General features: G+C 48.4%; 19 protein-coding genes. All 19 read left to right on the forward strand.

Annotation, left to right across the window (positions count from 1 at the left end; translation table 11 throughout):
- Nucleotides 1-3: 3 nt before the first annotated feature.
- The 19 genes from rpsA to hisH all read left to right on the forward strand — a co-directional run bounded on the left by rpsA (nucleotide 4) and on the right by hisH (nucleotide 18984).
- Nucleotides 4-1695 (forward strand): 30S ribosomal protein S1, encoded by a 1692-nt coding sequence (gene rpsA / locus ACLK1G_RS24895; RefSeq protein ID WP_030141013.1) that lies wholly within the window; start codon nucleotides 4-6, stop codon nucleotides 1693-1695.
- A 201-nt stretch (nucleotides 1696-1896) separates the two neighbouring features.
- Nucleotides 1897-2175: a hypothetical protein gene (locus ACLK1G_RS24900; protein WP_420767790.1), complete on the forward strand. Its 279-nt coding sequence runs from the start codon at nucleotides 1897-1899 to the stop codon at nucleotides 2173-2175.
- 145 nt (nucleotides 2176-2320) lie between these two features.
- The gene (gene ihfB / locus ACLK1G_RS24905; protein WP_420767791.1) at nucleotides 2321-2617 is read left to right on the forward strand and encodes an integration host factor subunit beta; all 297 of its coding nucleotides are present in this window, start codon (nucleotides 2321-2323) and stop codon (nucleotides 2615-2617) included.
- A gap of 25 nt (nucleotides 2618-2642) precedes the next feature.
- Nucleotides 2643-2867: a lipopolysaccharide assembly protein LapA domain-containing protein gene (locus ACLK1G_RS24910; protein ID WP_420767792.1), complete on the forward strand. Its 225-nt coding sequence runs from the start codon at nucleotides 2643-2645 to the stop codon at nucleotides 2865-2867.
- Between the two features lie 187 nt (nucleotides 2868-3054).
- Complete coding sequence (locus ACLK1G_RS24915) at nucleotides 3055-4101, forward strand: LPS O-antigen chain length determinant protein WzzB (RefSeq protein ID WP_420767793.1); 1047 nt, start codon at nucleotides 3055-3057, stop codon at nucleotides 4099-4101.
- Nucleotides 4102-4874: 773 nt separating this feature from the next.
- Complete coding sequence (gene wbpA, locus ACLK1G_RS24920) at nucleotides 4875-6188, forward strand: UDP-N-acetyl-D-glucosamine 6-dehydrogenase (RefSeq protein WP_420767794.1); 1314 nt, start codon at nucleotides 4875-4877, stop codon at nucleotides 6186-6188.
- Nucleotides 6189-6204: 16 nt separating this feature from the next.
- The gene (locus ACLK1G_RS24925; RefSeq protein ID WP_420767795.1) at nucleotides 6205-7155 is read left to right on the forward strand and encodes a Gfo/Idh/MocA family protein; all 951 of its coding nucleotides are present in this window, start codon (nucleotides 6205-6207) and stop codon (nucleotides 7153-7155) included.
- 5 nt (nucleotides 7156-7160) lie between these two features.
- Nucleotides 7161-7742, forward strand: coding sequence for an acyltransferase (locus ACLK1G_RS24930; RefSeq protein ID WP_420767796.1), 582 nt, complete (start codon nucleotides 7161-7163; stop codon nucleotides 7740-7742).
- The gene (locus ACLK1G_RS24935) at nucleotides 7739-8869 is read left to right on the forward strand and encodes a DegT/DnrJ/EryC1/StrS family aminotransferase (protein WP_420767797.1); all 1131 of its coding nucleotides are present in this window, start codon (nucleotides 7739-7741) and stop codon (nucleotides 8867-8869) included. The genes ACLK1G_RS24930 and ACLK1G_RS24935 overlap by 4 nt, the downstream gene beginning before the upstream one ends.
- Nucleotides 8866-10164, forward strand: a complete 1299-nt coding sequence (locus ACLK1G_RS24940) for a lipopolysaccharide biosynthesis protein (protein WP_420767798.1) — start codon at nucleotides 8866-8868, stop codon at nucleotides 10162-10164. The genes ACLK1G_RS24935 and ACLK1G_RS24940 overlap by 4 nt, the downstream gene beginning before the upstream one ends.
- Nucleotides 10165-10294: 130 nt before the next feature.
- A complete protein-coding gene (locus ACLK1G_RS24945) occupies nucleotides 10295-11272 on the forward strand; it encodes an NAD-dependent 4,6-dehydratase LegB (RefSeq protein WP_420767799.1) in 978 nt (325 codons plus the stop codon).
- 9 nt (nucleotides 11273-11281) lie between these two features.
- Complete coding sequence (locus tag ACLK1G_RS24950) at nucleotides 11282-12433, forward strand: LegC family aminotransferase (protein ID WP_420767800.1); 1152 nt, start codon at nucleotides 11282-11284, stop codon at nucleotides 12431-12433.
- A complete protein-coding gene (gene neuC, locus ACLK1G_RS24955; RefSeq protein ID WP_420767801.1) occupies nucleotides 12430-13584 on the forward strand; it encodes a UDP-N-acetylglucosamine 2-epimerase in 1155 nt (384 codons plus the stop codon). Before ACLK1G_RS24950 ends, neuC begins: the two co-directional genes overlap by 4 nt.
- Nucleotides 13585-13587: 3 nt before the next feature.
- Entirely contained in the window at nucleotides 13588-14676 is a 1089-nt protein-coding gene (gene neuB, locus ACLK1G_RS24960) for an N-acetylneuraminate synthase (RefSeq protein WP_420767802.1), read from the forward strand.
- The gene (locus ACLK1G_RS24965; protein WP_420767803.1) at nucleotides 14673-15332 is read left to right on the forward strand and encodes an acetyltransferase; all 660 of its coding nucleotides are present in this window, start codon (nucleotides 14673-14675) and stop codon (nucleotides 15330-15332) included. Before neuB ends, ACLK1G_RS24965 begins: the two co-directional genes overlap by 4 nt.
- Nucleotides 15333-15340: 8 nt before the next feature.
- Nucleotides 15341-16396, forward strand: coding sequence for a nucleotidyltransferase family protein (locus ACLK1G_RS24970; protein ID WP_420767804.1), 1056 nt, complete (start codon nucleotides 15341-15343; stop codon nucleotides 16394-16396).
- Entirely contained in the window at nucleotides 16389-17099 is a 711-nt protein-coding gene (locus ACLK1G_RS24975) for an acylneuraminate cytidylyltransferase family protein (protein WP_420767805.1), read from the forward strand. The genes ACLK1G_RS24970 and ACLK1G_RS24975 overlap by 8 nt, the downstream gene beginning before the upstream one ends.
- Entirely contained in the window at nucleotides 17096-18364 is a 1269-nt protein-coding gene (locus ACLK1G_RS24980; RefSeq protein ID WP_420767806.1) for a hypothetical protein, read from the forward strand. The genes ACLK1G_RS24975 and ACLK1G_RS24980 overlap by 4 nt, the downstream gene beginning before the upstream one ends.
- Nucleotides 18361-18984 (forward strand): imidazole glycerol phosphate synthase subunit HisH, encoded by a 624-nt coding sequence (gene hisH / locus ACLK1G_RS24985; RefSeq protein WP_420767807.1) that lies wholly within the window; start codon nucleotides 18361-18363, stop codon nucleotides 18982-18984. Before ACLK1G_RS24980 ends, hisH begins: the two co-directional genes overlap by 4 nt.
- Nucleotides 18985-19000: the final 16 nt, after the last annotated feature.

A 19000-nucleotide genomic window follows, 5' to 3' on the forward strand; every position in this document is an offset into this window, starting at 1 on the left:
AAAATGAGCGAAAGCTTTGCGGAACTCTTTGAAGAAAGCTTGAAAACCCTGAACCTTCAGGCAGGCTCCATCATCACCGGCGTTATCGTTGATATCGATTACCAGGCTCGCTGGGTAACCGTTCACGCTGGTCTGAAGTCTGAAGCGCTGATCCCGCTTGAGCAGTTCTACAACGACGCTGGCGAACTGAACATCAACGTTGGTGACGAAGTTCACGTAGCGTTGGATTCGGTTGAAGATGGCTTCGGTGAAACCAAGCTGTCCCGTGAAAAAGCCAAGCGTGCTGAATGCTGGATCGTTCTGGAAGCGGCCTTCGCAGCTGAGGAAGTGGTCAAGGGCGTTATCAACGGTAAGGTTAAAGGCGGCTTCACTGTCGACGTTAACGGCATCCGTGCGTTCCTGCCAGGTTCCCTGGTTGACGTTCGTCCAGTGCGCGACACCACGCACCTGGAAGGCAAAGAGCTGGAATTCAAGGTCATCAAGCTGGACCAGAAGCGCAACAACGTTGTCGTTTCCCGTCGCAGTGTCCTGGAAGCCGAGAACTCCGCCGAGCGTGAAGCTCTGCTGGAATCGCTGCAGGAAGGCCAGCAGGTCAAGGGTATCGTCAAAAACCTCACCGATTACGGCGCATTCGTCGATCTGGGTGGCGTCGATGGCCTGCTGCACATCACCGACATGGCCTGGAAGCGTATCAAGCATCCTTCGGAAATCGTCAACGTTGGCGACGAGATCGATGTCAAGGTTCTGAAGTACGATCGCGAGCGCAATCGTGTTTCCTTGGGCCTCAAGCAACTGGGTGAAGATCCATGGGTCGCTATCAAAGCCCGTTACCCAGAAGGCACCCGCGTCACCGCCCGTGTTACCAACCTCACCGACTACGGCTGCTTCGCTGAGCTGGAAGAAGGCGTTGAAGGCCTGGTACACGTTTCCGAAATGGACTGGACCAACAAGAACATCCACCCTTCGAAAGTCGTACAAGTCGGCGACGAAGTGGAAGTCATGGTTCTGGACATCGACGAAGAGCGTCGTCGTATCTCCCTCGGCATCAAGCAGTGCAAGTCCAACCCATGGGAAGACTTCTCTGGCCAGTTCAACAAGGGCGATAAAATCTCCGGCACCATCAAGTCGATCACCGATTTCGGTATCTTCATTGGTCTGGACGGCGGCATCGACGGCCTGGTTCACCTGTCCGACATCTCCTGGAACGAAGTGGGCGAAGAAGCCGTACGCCGTTTCAAGAAGGGCGACGAGCTGGACACCGTTATCCTGTCGGTTGACCCAGAGCGCGAGCGCATCTCCCTGGGTATCAAGCAACTGGAAAGCGATCCGTTCTCCGAGTACGTTCAAGAGAACGACAAAGGCGCAATCGTTAAGGGCATCGTGAAAGAAGTTGACGCCAAGGGCGCCATCATCACCCTGGCCGACGATATCGAAGCGACTCTGAAAGCCTCCGAAATCAGCCGTGACCGCGTTGAAGACGCGCGCAACGTCTTGAAGGAAGGCGAAGAAGTAGAAGCCAAGATCATCAGCGTTGACCGCAAGAGCCGCGTAATCCAGCTCTCCATCAAGTCGAAAGACGACGCTGAAGAGAAAGAAGCAATCCAGAGCCTGCGCGACAAGCCAGCTACTGACATTGCTGCTGGTCCTACCACTCTGGGCGACCTGCTGCGTGCACAGATGGAAAAACAGAACTGAGTTCTGTCAGACCATAGAAAAAGGGCGACTTCGGTCGCCCTTTTTTGTGCCTGCGATTTCTGGTTTGCCAAGGCATTGTAGGGTTGTCCCAGGCGTTCCCCTCGAAGCGTTGCGAAACCAAACGGCCAGCATGGGTGTCTCTTCTATGACACAGCTGGAAAAATTCGGGACAGGGATGCGTCCCTCTAACGAAGGATCTGAATGAATAAGCTCTTTCTGATGTTGGTTGTTCTGCTGCTGGCAGGCTGCGCCACGAGCGCCAAGACCCACGCCGTGCGAGGTGTCAGCGGTATCGAGATCGATTGCTCAGGGCTGGGCTCCGGCTGGGAGAAGTGCCATAAGCGCGCAGCCAAGGAGTGCAAGGGGGCAGGCTACAAGGTGATCACTCGATCCGATGATGCAAAAGACCAGGATCAATACCCCTTTGGCTTCAATCCGGCGGGTTACCTGACTCGCACCATGCTGGTCATGTGCCGCTAACCTGCAAAATGTTTTCAGTCTGCGCCAAAAAGGGGCGATCAGGGGGCGCTGAAGATATGTCAAGAGTTGGGCTGTTCAAATTCCTCCGGGCATGCTAAAACCTTTGAAGCGATTTTCCTAGCTGCTTGAAAAAGAAGGGAAAAACATGACGAAGTCGGAGTTGATCGAACGAATTGTCACCCATCAAGGGCTGCTCTCATCCAAGGATGTAGAGCTGGCCATCAAGACCATGCTTGAACAAATGTCCCAATGCCTGGCGACCGGAGATCGTATAGAAATCCGCGGGTTCGGCAGTTTCTCCCTGCACTACCGCGCCCCTCGTGTGGGTCGCAACCCAAAAACAGGTCAATCTGTCAGCCTCGATGGAAAATTCGTACCTCATTTCAAGCCGGGCAAGGAGCTCCGAGACCGGGTGAACGAGGAAGAGGGTGACGAGGTCTGAATCGACCCCAAAAAAAGAGGTCTCCATGCGGAACTTTAAGCGCCTTGCGCTTGTCGTACTTGCGGTGCTCGTGGCTTCGGCTATCGTACTGTTCGTGCTTGAAAACAATCAGCCTGTCGCGCTGTTGTTCCTGGGATGGTCGGCACCGCAACTTCCTGTTTCGGTTTTTGTGTTGCTCGCGCTCCTCTCTGGAATGATGATTGGCCCCCTATTGGCGTGGATCGCCGGGAGAGGTCGGCGGCTGAAATAAATGGATGTGTGAGCCCAGTAGTCTCGTAGCAAGGATCACTGCCGCAAATTTCTGACTTTGGGTATGTTGCATTTGTTTAAGTTTAATAAAAAGACCGCTGTGTCCGTCGGGGACTTGCCCGCCTTACCTTTTAATGCGACCCGTGTGTCTGCAAGCGCAAAGCTAAAAAAAGGGAGCGAGGCTATCCATGCAAGATGATCGTATTGCAACGCGCGACGACGATGAAATCGACCTGATCGCTCTCGCTCGCGGGCTTTGGGCTCAAAAATGGCTGATCCTCGCCGTTACTCTTCTGGTCACTGCTGGCGCTGCTGCTTACGCGTTCCTCAGCAAACCTGTCTATGAAGCAAAGCTTTTTATCATGCCGCCGACTCAGAATGATATTGCTGAGTTGAACTATGGTCGTGGCAAAAGTAATGAGCTTGATACTTACTCGATTGGGCATGTGTATGGCGTGTTTACGCGGAACTTGCAGGGCGAGTCAGTTCGACAGAACTTCTTTAGAGAGATTTATCTTCCTTCTCTTCCCGAGCAGGCGCGCCAGGGAGCCATGGATCGATTGTACGAAGCTTTCTCTAAGCAGCTCGTTGTGAAGGGCGGCGGTAAGGATGCTCCTGATCGTTATTCTGTTTCTGTTCAGGGGGGCGATCCCACACAAGCAACAGAATGGATCAAGGCTTATGCGTTGCGCGCCAGCAAAGCTGCTGAATTAGAGCTAATCAAAAACGTCACGACTGAGGCAGCAGTAAGGGCTCGCAATCTGGAGCAGCGGATAGTCAGTTTGCGCGAAAATGCACAGCGCATACGTGAAGACCGTATTCAACAACTGCGTGAAGCGCTGCAGATAGCTAAGTCCATAGGGCTAACCACGCCAGTAATAAACTCTAGCGGTGCAGTTGATGTGATCGTAGAGGGGAGCAATAAATTGGATTATCAGCGTGGAAGCAAGGCGTTGGTTGCTGAGATCGCTGCCTTGGAATCTCGTGCTACGGATGACGCCTTTATACCTGAGTTGCGGCCCTTACAAATGCGATACAACTTCTACAAAAAACTCAATATCGATCCGGAAAGTATTTCTGTCTATCGTCAGGATGGTAGTGTTGAGGTGCCTCAGAGTCCAATAAAACCAAGGAAATTTTTTATTTTGGGGGTTGGTTTAATTCTTGGATGCATACTCGGGGGGTTTGTTGCTTTGATGCGGCTCTTCTTGGGGAAATATGACAGTCATGAGTAATAATATAGAGTCAGATTATTTGATTTCTGTGAGTTAATTAGATTGCAGTTCTCTTTGTTGCTCCCACTGGTAAGTGGATTGAGCTCGTTGTTACGCAAAACAGCCATTCTTAGTTCGTTCCAAAGCGATCAGTATCAAGTAATCACCATAGCCAGAGCTATCATCAGCCGCGCGACTTCTTGGTCGTAGAGGGTCTTGTTTCTCGAGCCGCCCAGTGCTAGGGCGTAACCCTTGCTGAGCGGGCCTTTAGGTTTACCCAGTTGGTTTTTTTTGGGCATCACATACCATAAGCAGAGAGTGCGCCAGTTGTCCACGAATCTGAAGGTTGGTGGTCCAGCTGCGAATTGGTATCTGGTACGATGCAAGCCAGGTTCCAAGGTTGTAGGCGAGGCTCAGCTAAGCAACGGGCAAGGGCGCCTGATAAGTCGGAGAGGCGACCAGTGAGTGATGCTGAAGCCTGCGTCTTCGAGAAGGAAGAGGTACCCTACGCAACGCGTTGTGAGCACCGCCTTCATTTTCTCTGCCCGAATGATGCGGAGGGCGATCGTTTCGATGTTTATCAAGCAGCTCAATTTACGGAAATGGCAATCGTGGGCCGGTAGATTTCCTTTGCTGAACTAGAAAATCATGAAGTCAAATGATGAACAATGGATTGATTTAGAGGTTAATGTACCCAGAGACGATAAAAAGTACGTTTTCAAGGCTGGGAGCAGAAGGGAGATAATTTACCCGCATCCTACCCATGTTGTAATGAATATAAGGAGCAATGTTTGATGTCGAGCTTGAAGCAGGCGAGCGTCGCGAAGTTTAAGAGTAAAGAGGCCGTAATCGGCATCGTGGGCCTCGGTTACGTTGGTCTGCCTTTAATGTTGAGATATAATGCTATTGGCTTCAAAGTCCTAGGTATAGACATTGATGTTGCAAAAGTCGAAGCGTTGAATTCAGGTGTGAGTTATATCGAGCATATCCAGAGTGAGAAAATTGCGCTTGCTTGTCAAAATGGCTTCGAGGCGACGACTGAATTCAAGCGTGTTGCGGAATGCGATGCGTTGATTCTATGCGTGCCAACGCCGTTAAATAAGTATCGTGAGCCGGATATGAGCTTCGTAATTAATACAACGAACGCCATCAAAGCTCATCTCCGTCCAGGACAGATTGTTTCTCTGGAAAGCACAACTTACCCTGGTACAACCGAAGAAGAGCTATTGCCCCGTGTAGAGGAGGGTGGGTTGCGTGTTGGTGAGGATATTTTTTTAGTTTATTCGCCCGAGCGTGAAGACCCAGGCAATCCAAGTTTTGAAACTCGTACGATACCAAAGGTTATTGGCGGTCACACACCGGCATGTCTCGAAGTGGGCGTAGCGCTATACGAAAATGCTATAGATCAAATTGTTTCTGTTAGCTCCACAAAAACTGCGGAGATGACCAAGCTGCTGGAGAATATACATCGAGCGGTAAATATTGGTCTGGTCAACGAAATGAAGGTTGTTGCGGATCGAATGGGTATAGATATTTTTGAGGTTGTTGACGCGGCCGCAACCAAACCATTTGGTTTTACCGCCTATTACCCAGGGCCAGGATTAGGAGGGCATTGCATTCCCATTGATCCATTTTATTTAACTTGGAAGGCTCGAGAGTATGGCTTGCATACTAGGTTTATCGAGCTGTCGGGCGAAGTAAATAAAGCAATGCCGGAATATGTTGTAGGCAAGTTGATGGATGGATTGAATAACAGGGGAAAGGCGCTCAAGAATAGTAAGGTTTTGGTTTTGGGGATTGCTTACAAAAAAAACGTTGATGACATGCGCGAATCTCCTTCCGTAGAGATCATGGAGTTAGTCTCGGCTAAGGGCGGTGTGGTGGCCTACAGCGATCCTCATGTTCCAGTTTTTCCTAAGATGCGAGAGCATAATTTTAATTTGACAAGTGAGATACTTTCGGCCGAAAACCTTGCCAGCTTTGATGCAGTGATTCTGGCGACGGATCATGATGGATTTGATTACGGTTTTATTTCTAAGTACGCGCAGCTGCTAGTTGATACGCGCGGGAAGTATCGCGTTTCTGAAGAGCATATTATTAAGGCTTGATGGCGGAGAAATAAATTTGAAACGTTTTGCTCTAATTGGCGCGGCGGGTTACATAGCCCCACGTCATATGCGCGCGATCAAGGATACAGGCAATAAATTGGTTTCCGCATATGATATTAACGATTCGGTCGGTGTAATAGATAGTATCGCGCCGGAAAGCGAGTTTTTTACCGAATTTGAACGCTTTTACGAACATGCTTGGCGGTTAAAGCGAACGTCCGATCATAAGCTTGATTATGTCGCGGTATGTTCGCCAAATTATCTTCACCAAGCTCATATCGCCGCAGGACTTCGTTTGGGATGTGATGTTATTTGTGAAAAGCCGTTGGTGCCGACAGTTGAGTGTTTGGATGATTTGACGTTCATCGAGCGAGAAACAGGCCGAAAAGTGTACAATATATTGCAGTTGCGTCATCATCAGGCAATTATCAATCTTAAGAATAAAGTTGCCAGTGAGATCGTTGAGCATAAGCATGATGTGGAGCTTACTTATATCACGTCGCGGGGCAAGTGGTATATGGAGAGTTGGAAGGGTGATCCGCGTAAATCATATGGAGTAGCGACTAATATAGGCGTCCATTTCTACGATATGCTCCATTTCATATTCGGAAAGCTCCAGAGAAGTGTTGTTCACTTTAGTAATGAATGTAAGGCGGCTGGGTATCTGGAATACGAAAAAGCACGGGTACGATGGTTTCTTTCGATCGATGCCAATGACTTGCCAGAAGTCATCAAGGGAAAGAAAACCACTTACCGTTCGATTACAGTGGATGGCAAAGAAATGGAATTCTCTGACGGTTTCACTGATCTCCATACTGTAAGCTATAATGAAATACTGGAGGGGAGAGGGTATGGGCTGGAGGATGCTCGACACTGCGTCGAGACCGTTGAGTATATTCGTTCCTCGGTAGTTAGCAGAGTTGAAAATGATGAAGGCCACCCTTTTATTGAAACCTTGAATAGGTGAGCCCTATGAACTTTCAAGTACATCCTTCCGCTATTGTGGATCAAGGCGCTAAGATAGGAAATGGTTCGCGCATATGGCATTTTGTGCATGTATGCTCAGGAGCGCTTATTGGTGAGGGCTGCACGCTAGGCCAAAATGTCTTTGTAAGTAATAATGTCATAATAGGTAATAATGTAAAAATTCAAAATAATGTCTCGGTATACGATAACGTCATTCTTGAAGATGATGTTTTCTGCGGTCCAAGCATGGTGTTTACGAACGTATATAACCCGCGTAGCACGGTTTGTCGCAAAGATGAGTATAGAGATACTTTGGTCAAGCGAGGTGCAACGTTGGGTGCAAATTGCACTATTGTATGTGGTGTAACAATAGGCGAGTACGCATTCGTCGCAGCGGGGGCGGTTGTGAATCGGGATGTTAAACCGTATGCATTGATGGCCGGTGTTCCTGCGAAACAAATTGGCTGGATGAGTCAGCAGGGGGAAAGGGTACCACTCGGCCTTGCGGGGGAAGGTACATATACATGCCCTCGCACCGCTCAAAACTATAAATTAGTTGCTGGTTATCTGGAGTGCAGTGGCGGATGAGCATTCATTTTGTTGATTTAAAAACACAATATGAGGCGCTGAAAGAAGAGATCCAGCACCGGATAAATGGTGTTCTGGAACACGGACAGTATATTATGGGACCTGAAGTGGCTGAGCTTGAGCTTCGGCTTTCTGCCTACACAGGTGCTAAGCATTGTATTACCGTTTCTAGTGGCACTGATGCGTTACTCATTAGTCTGATGGCCTTAGGGATCGGTCCCGGGGACGAAGTATTGACTACTCCGTTTACCTTTGCCGCAACTGCAGAGGTTATCGTACTGTTAGGCGCCAGTCCTGTTTTTGTAGATATCGATCCACTAACTTGCAATGTCGACGTGGAGAAACTGGAAGCAGCGATAACATCTAAAACCAAAGCCATTATGCCAGTCAGTCTCTACGGGCAACCGTCGGATATGGACGAGATTAACTCGATTGCCAGGAGTCATGGCAATATACCGGTTATTGAGGATGCCGCCCAAAGCTTCGGATCGGAATACAAAGGGCGAAAAAGCTGCAACTTGTCCACTATAGGCTGCACAAGTTTCTTTCCAAGCAAGCCTTTGGGCTGCTATGGCGACGGCGGAGCGATATTTACTTCTGACGACATGTTTGCGCAGGCTTGTAGAGAGATCCGTATTCATGGCCAGAGCAAACGATACTGGCATACTCGTATCGGACTGGGTGGGCGTATGGATACTCTCCAATGCGCAATCGTGTTGGCCAAGCTTAAGCGGTTTGATTGGGAAGTAACCGAGAGAATTAAAATAGGAGCTCGTTATAATCAAATTATGGACGAGATGGGCGTTCGACGAGTTCATCAAAGGAGTGATCGGACAAGCGTGTTCGCTCAGTACACGATCATGCTCGAAAATCGTGAAGAAGTGCAAAATTTTTTGAGGTCGGAAGGTATTCCGACGGCTGTTCATTATCCTGTTCCATTAAACGAGCAGCCTGTGTTTAGGCGTTTCGGCTCGTTGAAATCAACACCATATTCCAGTTCTGTGGCTAAGTTAGTAATAAGTCTACCTATGAGTGCAGATGTGACCCCCGTGTTTGAAACTGTGCAATCGGCGTTGCGAAAGGCGATAAACGCTAGCTCAGTTTTTCCTTTGCGTGAGCAGGAATGAATATCAAACGTTTCGGAAAGGCAGGGATCTTCTTGGGCGCAAATATCGTAAGCGCCGGTATCCCTTTTCTTCTTTTACCTTTTCTTACGAAAGCGCTGACTCCCTCCGATTATGGCGTCGTCGCAATGTTTGGTGTGATGGTAAATGTCTTCGGAACATTAACCGGGCTTAGCGTTCACGGGGCAATAGGTGTTCGTTATTTCGAGGTCCCAAAGAATGTTCTAGCTCGGTATGTCGGAGCTTGCGTCGGAATTCTATCGATCAGCACGATAATCATCTTAGGTATAGTCGCTTTGTTTGGAGAATGGCTTGTTGAACCTACAAGTCTGCCTTATGAATGGCTACTTATTGCGGTTCTGGTTTCCGGGATGCAGTTTGTTATAAATATAAAATTAACACTGTGGCGGGTGAGTGGGGCAGCAACGCGGTATGGCATATTCCAAGTATCTCAAGGAGTAGTTAATGCCGGGGTTTCACTGGTGTTCATATTTGCCTTTTTCATGGCTTGGGAAGGCCGAGTTCTTGGGCAGGTAATTGCGACAATTCTTTTTGGTGTGTTGGCTCTGTTGGGGTTGTTTATTAGTCAAGAATTGAGTTGCCCCAAGGCTCGGGAAGGGCATGTTGCAGATGCGTTAAAATTTGGTGTTCCTCTCATTCCCCATGCTATTGGAGGGTTGGTGATCGTTGTTGCTGATCGATTTATAATTGCCAATGTACTTGATGTCCAGTCAGTGGGGATTTATACCTTAGCACTTCAAATTGGCATGATGATAGGATTGATCACTGACGCTTTCGCCAAAGTCTACACACCTTGGTTGTACGGGAAGTTGAAGGCGAACACTAGTAGCGCGCGCTTGGAAATAGTTGGGTTTACATATTTATCTTGGCTTATCTTTTTGTTTTTTGCATTTCTGGCGGCGGGATTCTGCAAATTATTTTTTTCTGCGGTGATCGGAGAGAATTTCGCAGCTGCAAAAGAAATTGTGTTCTGGTTTTTCTTAGGGCAAACATTTAAAGGTATGTATCTCTCCGTTTCAGGGTTGTTTTTCTTCAATTTTCGCACAAGTTCTATTTCGTGGGTTACATTGTTTACAGGGGTGCTTTCAATTTTAATGACTATCGCGTTTGTAAATTTTTTTGGATTACAAGGTGCGGCCATTGCGTATGTGTTTTCCGAAGGACTACTTTTTTTATTGGCGTGGTTGGTATCGCAGCGCATCTGTCCCTTGCCGTGGTCCGAGGTATCTGGGGCGATGCGAATGGCACTGGAGCGAAGTATATGGATGAGAAGTTAATCGTCAGAAGCTGGTTTTTATCACGACTGGATGCGATTCGTAATATGTTGGAATACTATATTTGCAAGCGACCCGAGAGGCTTGCTGTCCAGATAAGACGCTCTGATTTTTTTAAGGAGAGGAATTGCACGTGAAAGCATTAATTACAGGTGCTGATGGTTTTATTGGTTCCCACCTTACCGAGCTACTTGTGCGGGAAGGGTTCGAGGTTAAAGCGCTCTCGCAATACAATTCTTTTAACTACTGGGGTTGGTTAGAGAGTGTTGACTGCTTAAATGGCATAGAGGTGTTGAATGGCGACGTTCGCGATCCACATTATTGCAAGCATATTACAAAAGATGTCGATGTTGTATTTAATTTGGCGGCGTTGATTGCAATTCCCTATTCCTATATCGCGCCCGATAGTTACGTTGATACTAACATTAAGGGTACGCTGAATATCTGCCAGGCATCGTTGGAAAATGGTGTTCAGCGGGTCATTCATACGTCGACTAGTGAAGTGTACGGCACCGCCCAGTACGTACCAATAGATGAAAAACATCCCTTACAGGCGCAGTCTCCCTATAGTGCCTCGAAAATTGGCGCCGATGCGATGGCGATGAGCTTCTATAACTCGTTCGACTTGCCTCTGACTATTGCGCGACCTTTTAATACGTATGGTCCTCGCCAATCTGCGAGAGCGGTCATTCCGACGATCATTACCCAAATTGCTAGCGGGAAGAAGCAGATCCAGCTGGGCGATACCACTCCTACTCGTGATTTCAATTACGTCGCAGACACCTGTCGGGGGTTTCTGGAGTTAGCTCGATGCAGTGAAGCAGTCGGTGAAACGGTAAATATCGGATCAAACTATGAAATATCCGTAGGGGACACGTTAAACCTGATTCGCGAGCTGATGGGGAGTGACGTAGAGTTTCTTACGGATGAGCAGCGGATCCGCCCTGGAAAATCGGAAGTGTTTCGCTTGTGGTGCGATAATACCAAAATACGCGGGCTGACAGGGTTTCAACCACAGTATGATATTCGCCGTGGGCTTCAGGAAACAATCGATTGGTTGTTGCTTCCTGAGAATCTCGCTAAATACAAAGCCGATATTTATAACGTTTGAGGCGCTATTATGTTCGACTCTTTAATTCAGTTCGTGCGTGCGCAATATCGTACGAACGATTTCATTCCACTTCACGCTCCTGTTTTTTTGGGGCGAGAGCGTGATTATGTGGTTGAGACCATCGAGTCGACATTCGTTTCTAGCGTAGGAGCCTTCGTTGATCGATTTGAACGGGACATGGCTTCTTACACCGGCAGCCCTAGAGCTATCGCGACGGTAAACGGTACCGCAGCGTTGCACATTTCACTGTTATTGGCGGGCGTTAGGCGGGGTGATTTAGTGGTGACCCAGCCTTTAACCTTTATTGCTACTTGCAATGCGATTGCATACTGCGACGCGGAGCCGGTTTTTGTAGATGTTGATCGACATACCTTGGGCCTATCGCCCAAAGCTCTCGAAATATGGCTCGAAGGCAACGCGCAGCTGGGGAAAGATGGCTTGCCTCGTTACAAAGCGACTGGGCAGATTATCCGAGCTTGTCTTCCGATGCACACCTTCGGTCATCCTGTAGAGCTGGATGACTTGGTGGACGTCTGTAGCCGGTGGGGATTGATTCTGGTTGAAGATGCGGCGGAGTCCTTGGGCAGCTTGTACAAGGGGCGTCACACTGGTTGTTTCGGCCGCTTGGGCGCTTTGAGCTTCAATGGAAACAAAATCATTACGACAGGTGGTGGCGGAATGATATTAGCTAATGAAGAGCTGGGCGCAAGGGCCAAGCACCTGACAACGACTGCCAAACAGCCTCACCCTTACGAATATGTGCATGATGAGCTCGGTTACAATTATCGGCTACCCAACATAAATGCCGCGTTGGGGTGTGCACAATTGGAACAACTGGAGCGCTTTATTTCTGCCAAGCGTGAGCTCGCGTCTAGCTATGCCCAAGCCTTAGACGGAGGCGATTTGCAGTTTTTCAAAGAACCTGATGGCTGTCGATCTAATTATTGGCTAAACGCGGTCATTTGTGATAATGCGCTTCAAAGAGACGAGCTACTCAAAGCAACTAACGAAAACGGGGTGATGACTCGTCCAATTTGGAAGTTAATGAATCATTTGCCCCTCTACGCTAAGTGCCCCCAAGGTGAATTGAAAAATTCCGAATGGCTGTCCGCTCGTATCGTGAACCTGCCTAGCAGTGTCGTTCCGGAGATCAGTGCATGAAACGTAAGATAGCCGTATTTACCGGTTCAAGAGCGGAGTACGGTCTACTCTACTGGTTAATGAAAGACTTGCAGTCGAGTGGCGACGTTGAACTACAGCTCATTGTGAGTGGTATGCACTTGTCGCCTGAGTTCGGAGAGACATGGCGCCAAATTACCGAGGATGGTTTCAATATCGACGCGAAAGTAGAAATGTTGCTTTCCTCGGATTCCGCCGTGGGGATCGTAAAGTCTATAGGGGTCGGTACGTTGGGTTTTGCTGACGCTCTGGATCGACTACGACCGGACATATTGGTTGTTCTGGGAGATCGTTTCGAGACATTGGCCATTGCACAGGCCGCTTTGATCATGCGTATCCCAATTGCACATCTCCACGGCGGTGAGATCACAGAAGGGGCTTATGACGATGCGATTCGGCACGCCATCAGTAAAATGGCGTACCTTCACTTTGTGGCGGCCGAACCCTACCGTCAACGGGTGATTCAGATGGGGGAAGCTCCTGAGCGCGTTTTCAACGTAGGTGCCGTCGGAGTTGATCATTTACTACGCGCTCCGAAAATGAGTATTGAGCAGCTCCGGGAAAATCTCGGCTTCGATTTACGTTCGCCCTATATGGTCGTTACCTATCATCCGGTCACATTGATGGCTGAAGATCCTCAGGAGAGCTTCACTGCGCTCTTGGAGGCGCTTGATGACTTCCCCGAGCATCAAGTCATTCTTACTTATCCGAATGCGGACAATGGTGGCCGTGCCATTATTCCAATGCTTGAGACATACGCGCGGAGCCGGCCGGATCGGGTTTTGGCTATCCAGTCACTCGGTTTTAAGCGTTATCTATCGGCAATCTCCATGGCGTCAGTTGTCGTCGGAAATTCCTCGAGTGGAATTATAGAAGTTCCGGCTTTCGGCATACCCACCGTCAATATTGGTGTACGACAGAAGGGTAGGTTGGCCGCGGATTCCGTATTGCACTGTGATCCGAGCATCGATTCGATTAAGCGGAATGTTCACAGGGCGTTGACACCAGAGTTTGGGGCGACGTGTAAAATAACTATCAATCCCTATGGGAGCGGCAACGCGTCAGATGCAATCTTCAGAATCTTGAGGGATTATGACGGGACGTTCCATAAATCATTTTTTGATCTGAGCTGACCTATGAAACAGTCCGACACAGACCGGGTTTACATCATCGCTGAAGCCGGCGTGAACCATAACGGTGAGCTCGCTTTGGCGTTCGCATTGATAGATGCGGCAGCCGAAGCTGGTGCAGACGCTGTAAAATTTCAGACGTTCGATGCCTCCAAGCTTGCGTCTAAACATGTGCCCAAGGCAGCCTATCAAAAGAAAGGTATGGATGGGACCGAAAGCCAGCTGTCGATGTTGAAAAAACTTGAATTGCCAAAGGAGTGGCATGCGGAGCTACAGAATTATGCTCATCAAAAGGGGATCGATTTTCTTTCAACTGCATTCGATTTCGAAAGTTTGGCCTTCCTCAACAATCTTGATATGCCTCTTTTCAAAGTGCCGTCGGGAGAGCTGACAAACGGTCCTCTGCTATGGCAGTTTGCCCGTACTGGGAAGAAATTGGTTTTATCTACGGGAATGGCTACGCTTTCAGAGGTTGAGCAGGCCCTGGCCATTGTGGCCCACGCATTAACATACACCTCCGAGCCTAAGGATATGGACGACGTATGGCAGTGCTGGGGAAGCCAAGAGGCACGGAAGAGGGTGCTCGGACACGTTACATTACTTCATTGTACGTCCCAGTATCCGACACCTTGGCCTGAAGTCAACCTCCGGGCGATGGACACGCTGGCCTCCGCTTTTGGACTCGAGGTCGGGTACTCGGACCATACCGAGGGAGCCTTGGTATCCATTGCTGCTGTAGCTCGGGGGGCTCGTATTATTGAAAAACATTTCACTCTGGATAAGTCCATGCCCGGGCCGGATCATTTGGCTTCACTCGAGCCCCATGAACTCAAAGCGATGGTTCACGATATCCGCGCGTTACAACAGGCGCTCGGGAGTGGGGCCAAAGCTCCCCAATCTAGCGAGTGGGACACTCGTACGGCGGCTCGCCAACAGGTAGTAGCCGCTTGTCAGATAGCCGAAGGGGAAATTTTGACGCGGGAACATCTCACTACTGCAAGGACCGGACGGGGTATGCTACCGACCTCCCTCTGGGGGCTTGTAGGCTCTCGTGCTACGAGGGCCTATGTCATTGGTGAGAATATTGAGCCTTGAACAACCGTAAGCCTCTGGTCATTTTGGGAGCCGGCGGGCATGCCAAAGTACTGTTATCCCTTGTTATGTCTGCCGGCTTCGAGGTGCTGGGGGTTTGTGATCCTGCCTTGACGGACCAGATCGGCGGCCAGTGGCGGGGAATACCCATCCTGGGTGGGGATGCGGCACTTGATGCCCTGCCGCCGGGAACCGTGGAATTGGTTAATGGCATCGGCCAGTTGGTCGGTACGTCCGGAAGACAAGGTATTTATCAGCTTATGAAAGAGCGAGGATATCGCTTTCCAGTGCTCTTGCATCCCACTGCTTGGGTAGATGCCACTGCCGATCTGCACGAAGGCGTCCAAGTCATGGCCGGCGCGATCATTCAGGCTGATGTGGTTGTTGGCACTAATTCTATTATTAACACCCGGGCTGGAATCGATCATGATTGCTGGTTGGGGGCGGATGTTCACGTTGCTCCAGGGGCCACGCTTTGTGGCAGCGTTCAGGTTGGTAACGGGGTATTCATCGGCAGCGGGGCCACTGTTATTCAAGGTCTGAAAATCGGAATGGAAGCAGTTGTCGGGGCTGGCGCTGTATTGACTAAAGACCTCGGCAGTCGACAAGTTATGTATGGTCCTGCGGCGCGTAAGAGAGACGCCCCGACGGCTCATTAGGAGTATTTATGCAACGATGGGAATCAGTACTCATAGGTCCGGATACGTCCCTGGAGGATGCGGTCGCGACACTTGACCGTGTGGCCTTGCGAATCGTCTTGATCGTCGATCCTGAGCGCCGGCTATTGGGAACCCTCACAGATGGAGATGTGAGGCGCAGTTTGCTTAAGCATTTACCGCTAAATGTAAAAGTAAGCGAGGTTATGTGTGCTTCGCCACAGACCGTTGAGCGAGGGTGGAGCAAAGAACGTATTCTCGCAGTGATGGAAAAATACCAATTGCTGCAACTGCCAGTGATTGACGCACATCGTCGAGTTGTCGGGCTGGAGACCCTTCATGGGCTGCTGCATAAGAAGCAGCATGATAATCCGGTATTTCTAATGGCGGGGGGATTTGGATCTCGTCTCCGCCCGCTAACCCAACACTGTCCGAAGCCCTTGCTCAAAGTCGGCGACAAACCAATTCTTGAATTGATTCTTGAAAGTTTTATTAGCGCAGGTTTTCACAAGTTTTTTATCTCCACGCATTACATGCCAGAAATGATCTGTGAATATTTTGGTGATGGCAGCCAGTGGGGAGTCAGCATTCGGTACGTCCATGAGGAGGAGCCTTTGGGCACTGGTGGTGCATTAGGCTTGTTGCCTCATGATGAAATCGATTTGCCCGTGTTCATGATGAATGGAGATCTGCTTACTACTTTAAACTTTCAAAATCTTCTTGAATTTCATCTGGAGCATCAAGGAGTGGCGACCATGTGCGTGCGGGAGTATGAGCACTGCGTGCCTTATGGGGTCATTCAAAGTGAGGGCCATCGAATACGGTCTATGGTGGAGAAACCCGTACATCGGTTTTTCATTAATGCCGGTATTTATTTATTGTCGCCTGAATTAGTGAAAGGCGTGATGCCTGGAACTCGGATTGATATGCCTACATTATTAGAAAAACAGATTGCATTAGCCAAAGACGTAAATATGTTTCCTATACATGAGTATTGGCTTGATATAGGCAGAATGGAGGATTTTAAACGCGCGCAGACAGATATAGCAGGGTTGTTTCATGGGTAATTCAGGCTACACTTTGGATATCCTTGCGATAGTACCCGCTCGAGCAGGTAGCAAGCGCTTACCCGGAAAAAATCTATTAGATCTGCACGGTAAGCCCCTAATCCGTTGGACACTTGAGGCAGCTCTCCAGAGTAACGTTGTAGACCGGTTAGTTGTAAGTAGTGACGACGATAAAATTTTGGCGGAGGGCAAACGACTCGGTCTTCAGACGTTGAGACGTCCTGACTATCTAGCTAGCGATAATGCAGCTACGCTCGATGTGCTTCTTCATATCCTGGATACTTTAGCCAAGGAGAATGTAAGGCCAGCTAGAGTAATGTTGTTGCAACCGACCTCACCCTTGCGTACGGCTGAAGATATTTCCCAAGCCGTACGGAAAATGAGTGAAACGGGCGCTGAAAGTATTATAAGTGTATGTCAGTGTGAGCATTCGCCGTTATGGAGCAATATTCTAGGTTTTGACGGAGCGATGGATGATTTTTTGCGGCCGGAAATATTGAATCAACGTAGTCAGGATCTGCCAGTTTACTATCGGTTGAACGGTGCTATATATTTGGCTAAAACCGACAGCTTTTTAAGGTCGCGTGGCTTTTTCATGTCTAATAGTCAAGCACTGATAATGCCAATGGAGAGATCAATAGATATTGATACATGCCTAGATTTTAGGATGTGTAAGTGTTTTTTTGAAGACCTAGATAAATGAAGATTTTATTTTCAAATCTTAGACTATTGATTTTTGCTTTATTTGGTAAAAATGGATGGTCTGCACTTGGAGCATCTGATGTCATGGTCGTTCGACATGACGCGGACTGCGGATATCTTTATGAAGGAAAAGCATATTCTCCGATAATCGACACCGTTACTGATGAGTGTTTAAAAAAAAATCTAGATGTTCAGTCTATCGCTACCCCTGTTAGCCGACTGACAGGCGAGCAGGCCTACAACTCGCCGGCAGCGTTTAATCGGTCGTTTTTAATTGTATCGTTGTGGGTGCGAGTACTTACCATCTTTATAGGTCAGGAAAAAAGTAAAGAGTTCGGAATATCAAGAAAGTCGCTTATTTGGTTGAAGATATTGGATGTGGTTAAGCCCAAAGTGGTGATAGGCATTCAGCCAGACCCAGCCCTCTGTAGGGCATGTCGAGCTTCCAATATTCCTGTTTATGATATTCAACATGGCGTCATTGCTAAAAATAGCAAGTGGTACGGTGATATTTTGCCAAAAAAGTTAGCCACAACGGATCTGCCAAGTGGTTTCTTGTGTTGGGATCAACAAAGCACCGTTCATTTAAGATGGGCTTACGAACGGGGGACGACTATTGATGTGATAGGGCACCCTTGGTTTCACCGATTCCACTATGCGAGCGATAAAGATCTTTTAGTTCAAGAGGCGCTAAGAAACGGGAAAGTTTTTCTTGATGAGAAACCGGTAATTTTGGTGGCTTTGCAGTGGGGATTACACATCCATTACTATCCCGACAGTGATTTCAATAAGGTTATGTGTAAAGCATTGGAATCAGTAATTAAAAGAACTCAGGGAAAATATAACTGGTTACTGCGGTTGCACCCCGTGCAGCTGATGGGGGATGAAGGTAAGTTCTGCGAGGAATACCTGGCGAAAGAATTTGGAAGCTTGACTGGCGTCGAATGGCGGCGAACCAGTCTGCTACCATTACCCGTCGTGCTTGCGCAAACAAACTTGCATATAACTGATATGAGCTCTGTCGTAATAGAAGCCTCATGGTTTGGATTATATTCTGCTTTGCTGAATCCCCATTTAAACAAGGGGGGGATGCTTGAAAGCTTGTATGAGTTTGAGCGTGATATTGGATTCGCGAATGTATTAGAGCAGAATGTCGATATCATAGAGTCGTGGATATATGAAAAGCTATCTTGCGGCCAATCAATGCCAAGCACAGTTCCCCAATGCGGCGTTCAGACTATATTAGACAGAGCGATGAAAAGATGAGTAAAGGCAAAATTTCTGTCATTAATTATGGTGCTGGCAATATCGCCTCAGTGGTTAACATGATCCAACATGTTGGAGGTGAGGCTGAAATAATTTCCTGTCCGAGCAATCTATCGAACGTTCAAAAGCTGTTGTTACCAGGGGTTGGTGCTTTTGGGCACGCTATGGAGTGTCTGAAAGCTGGAGGCTGGCTTCCCGAACTTGATCACGCGGTATTACAGCGTAAGATCCCGACACTTGGCATTTGTTTGGGTATGCAGTTGATGTGTAAGACTAGCGAGGAAGGGCAAGAAGCTGGGCTAGGATGGATTGATGCTCGGGTTAGACGATTTGATTTTACAAAAGATGCGGTCAACTTGAAAGTTCCTCATATGGGATGGAACGTGGTAAGTATAAGCGATGATTCACTAATTTCTAGCGAGTCAATAGATCGACGGTTTTACTTTGTACATTCTTACTATGTGGATTGTGCGGATAAATCAGATGAAATGTTTATCTGCGATTATGGAAAAAAATTCGTTGCCGGTTTTCACCGCGAAAATATATGGGGCGTTCAGTTTCACCCTGAGAAGAGCCATCGGTTTGGCATGGAACTATTCAGAAAATTTCTAGAGGTGTGACTTGCTAGGACATAGA

This window comes from Pseudomonas algeriensis, from assembly GCF_048847255.1.
Taxonomy (GTDB): domain Bacteria; phylum Pseudomonadota; class Gammaproteobacteria; order Pseudomonadales; family Pseudomonadaceae; genus Aquipseudomonas.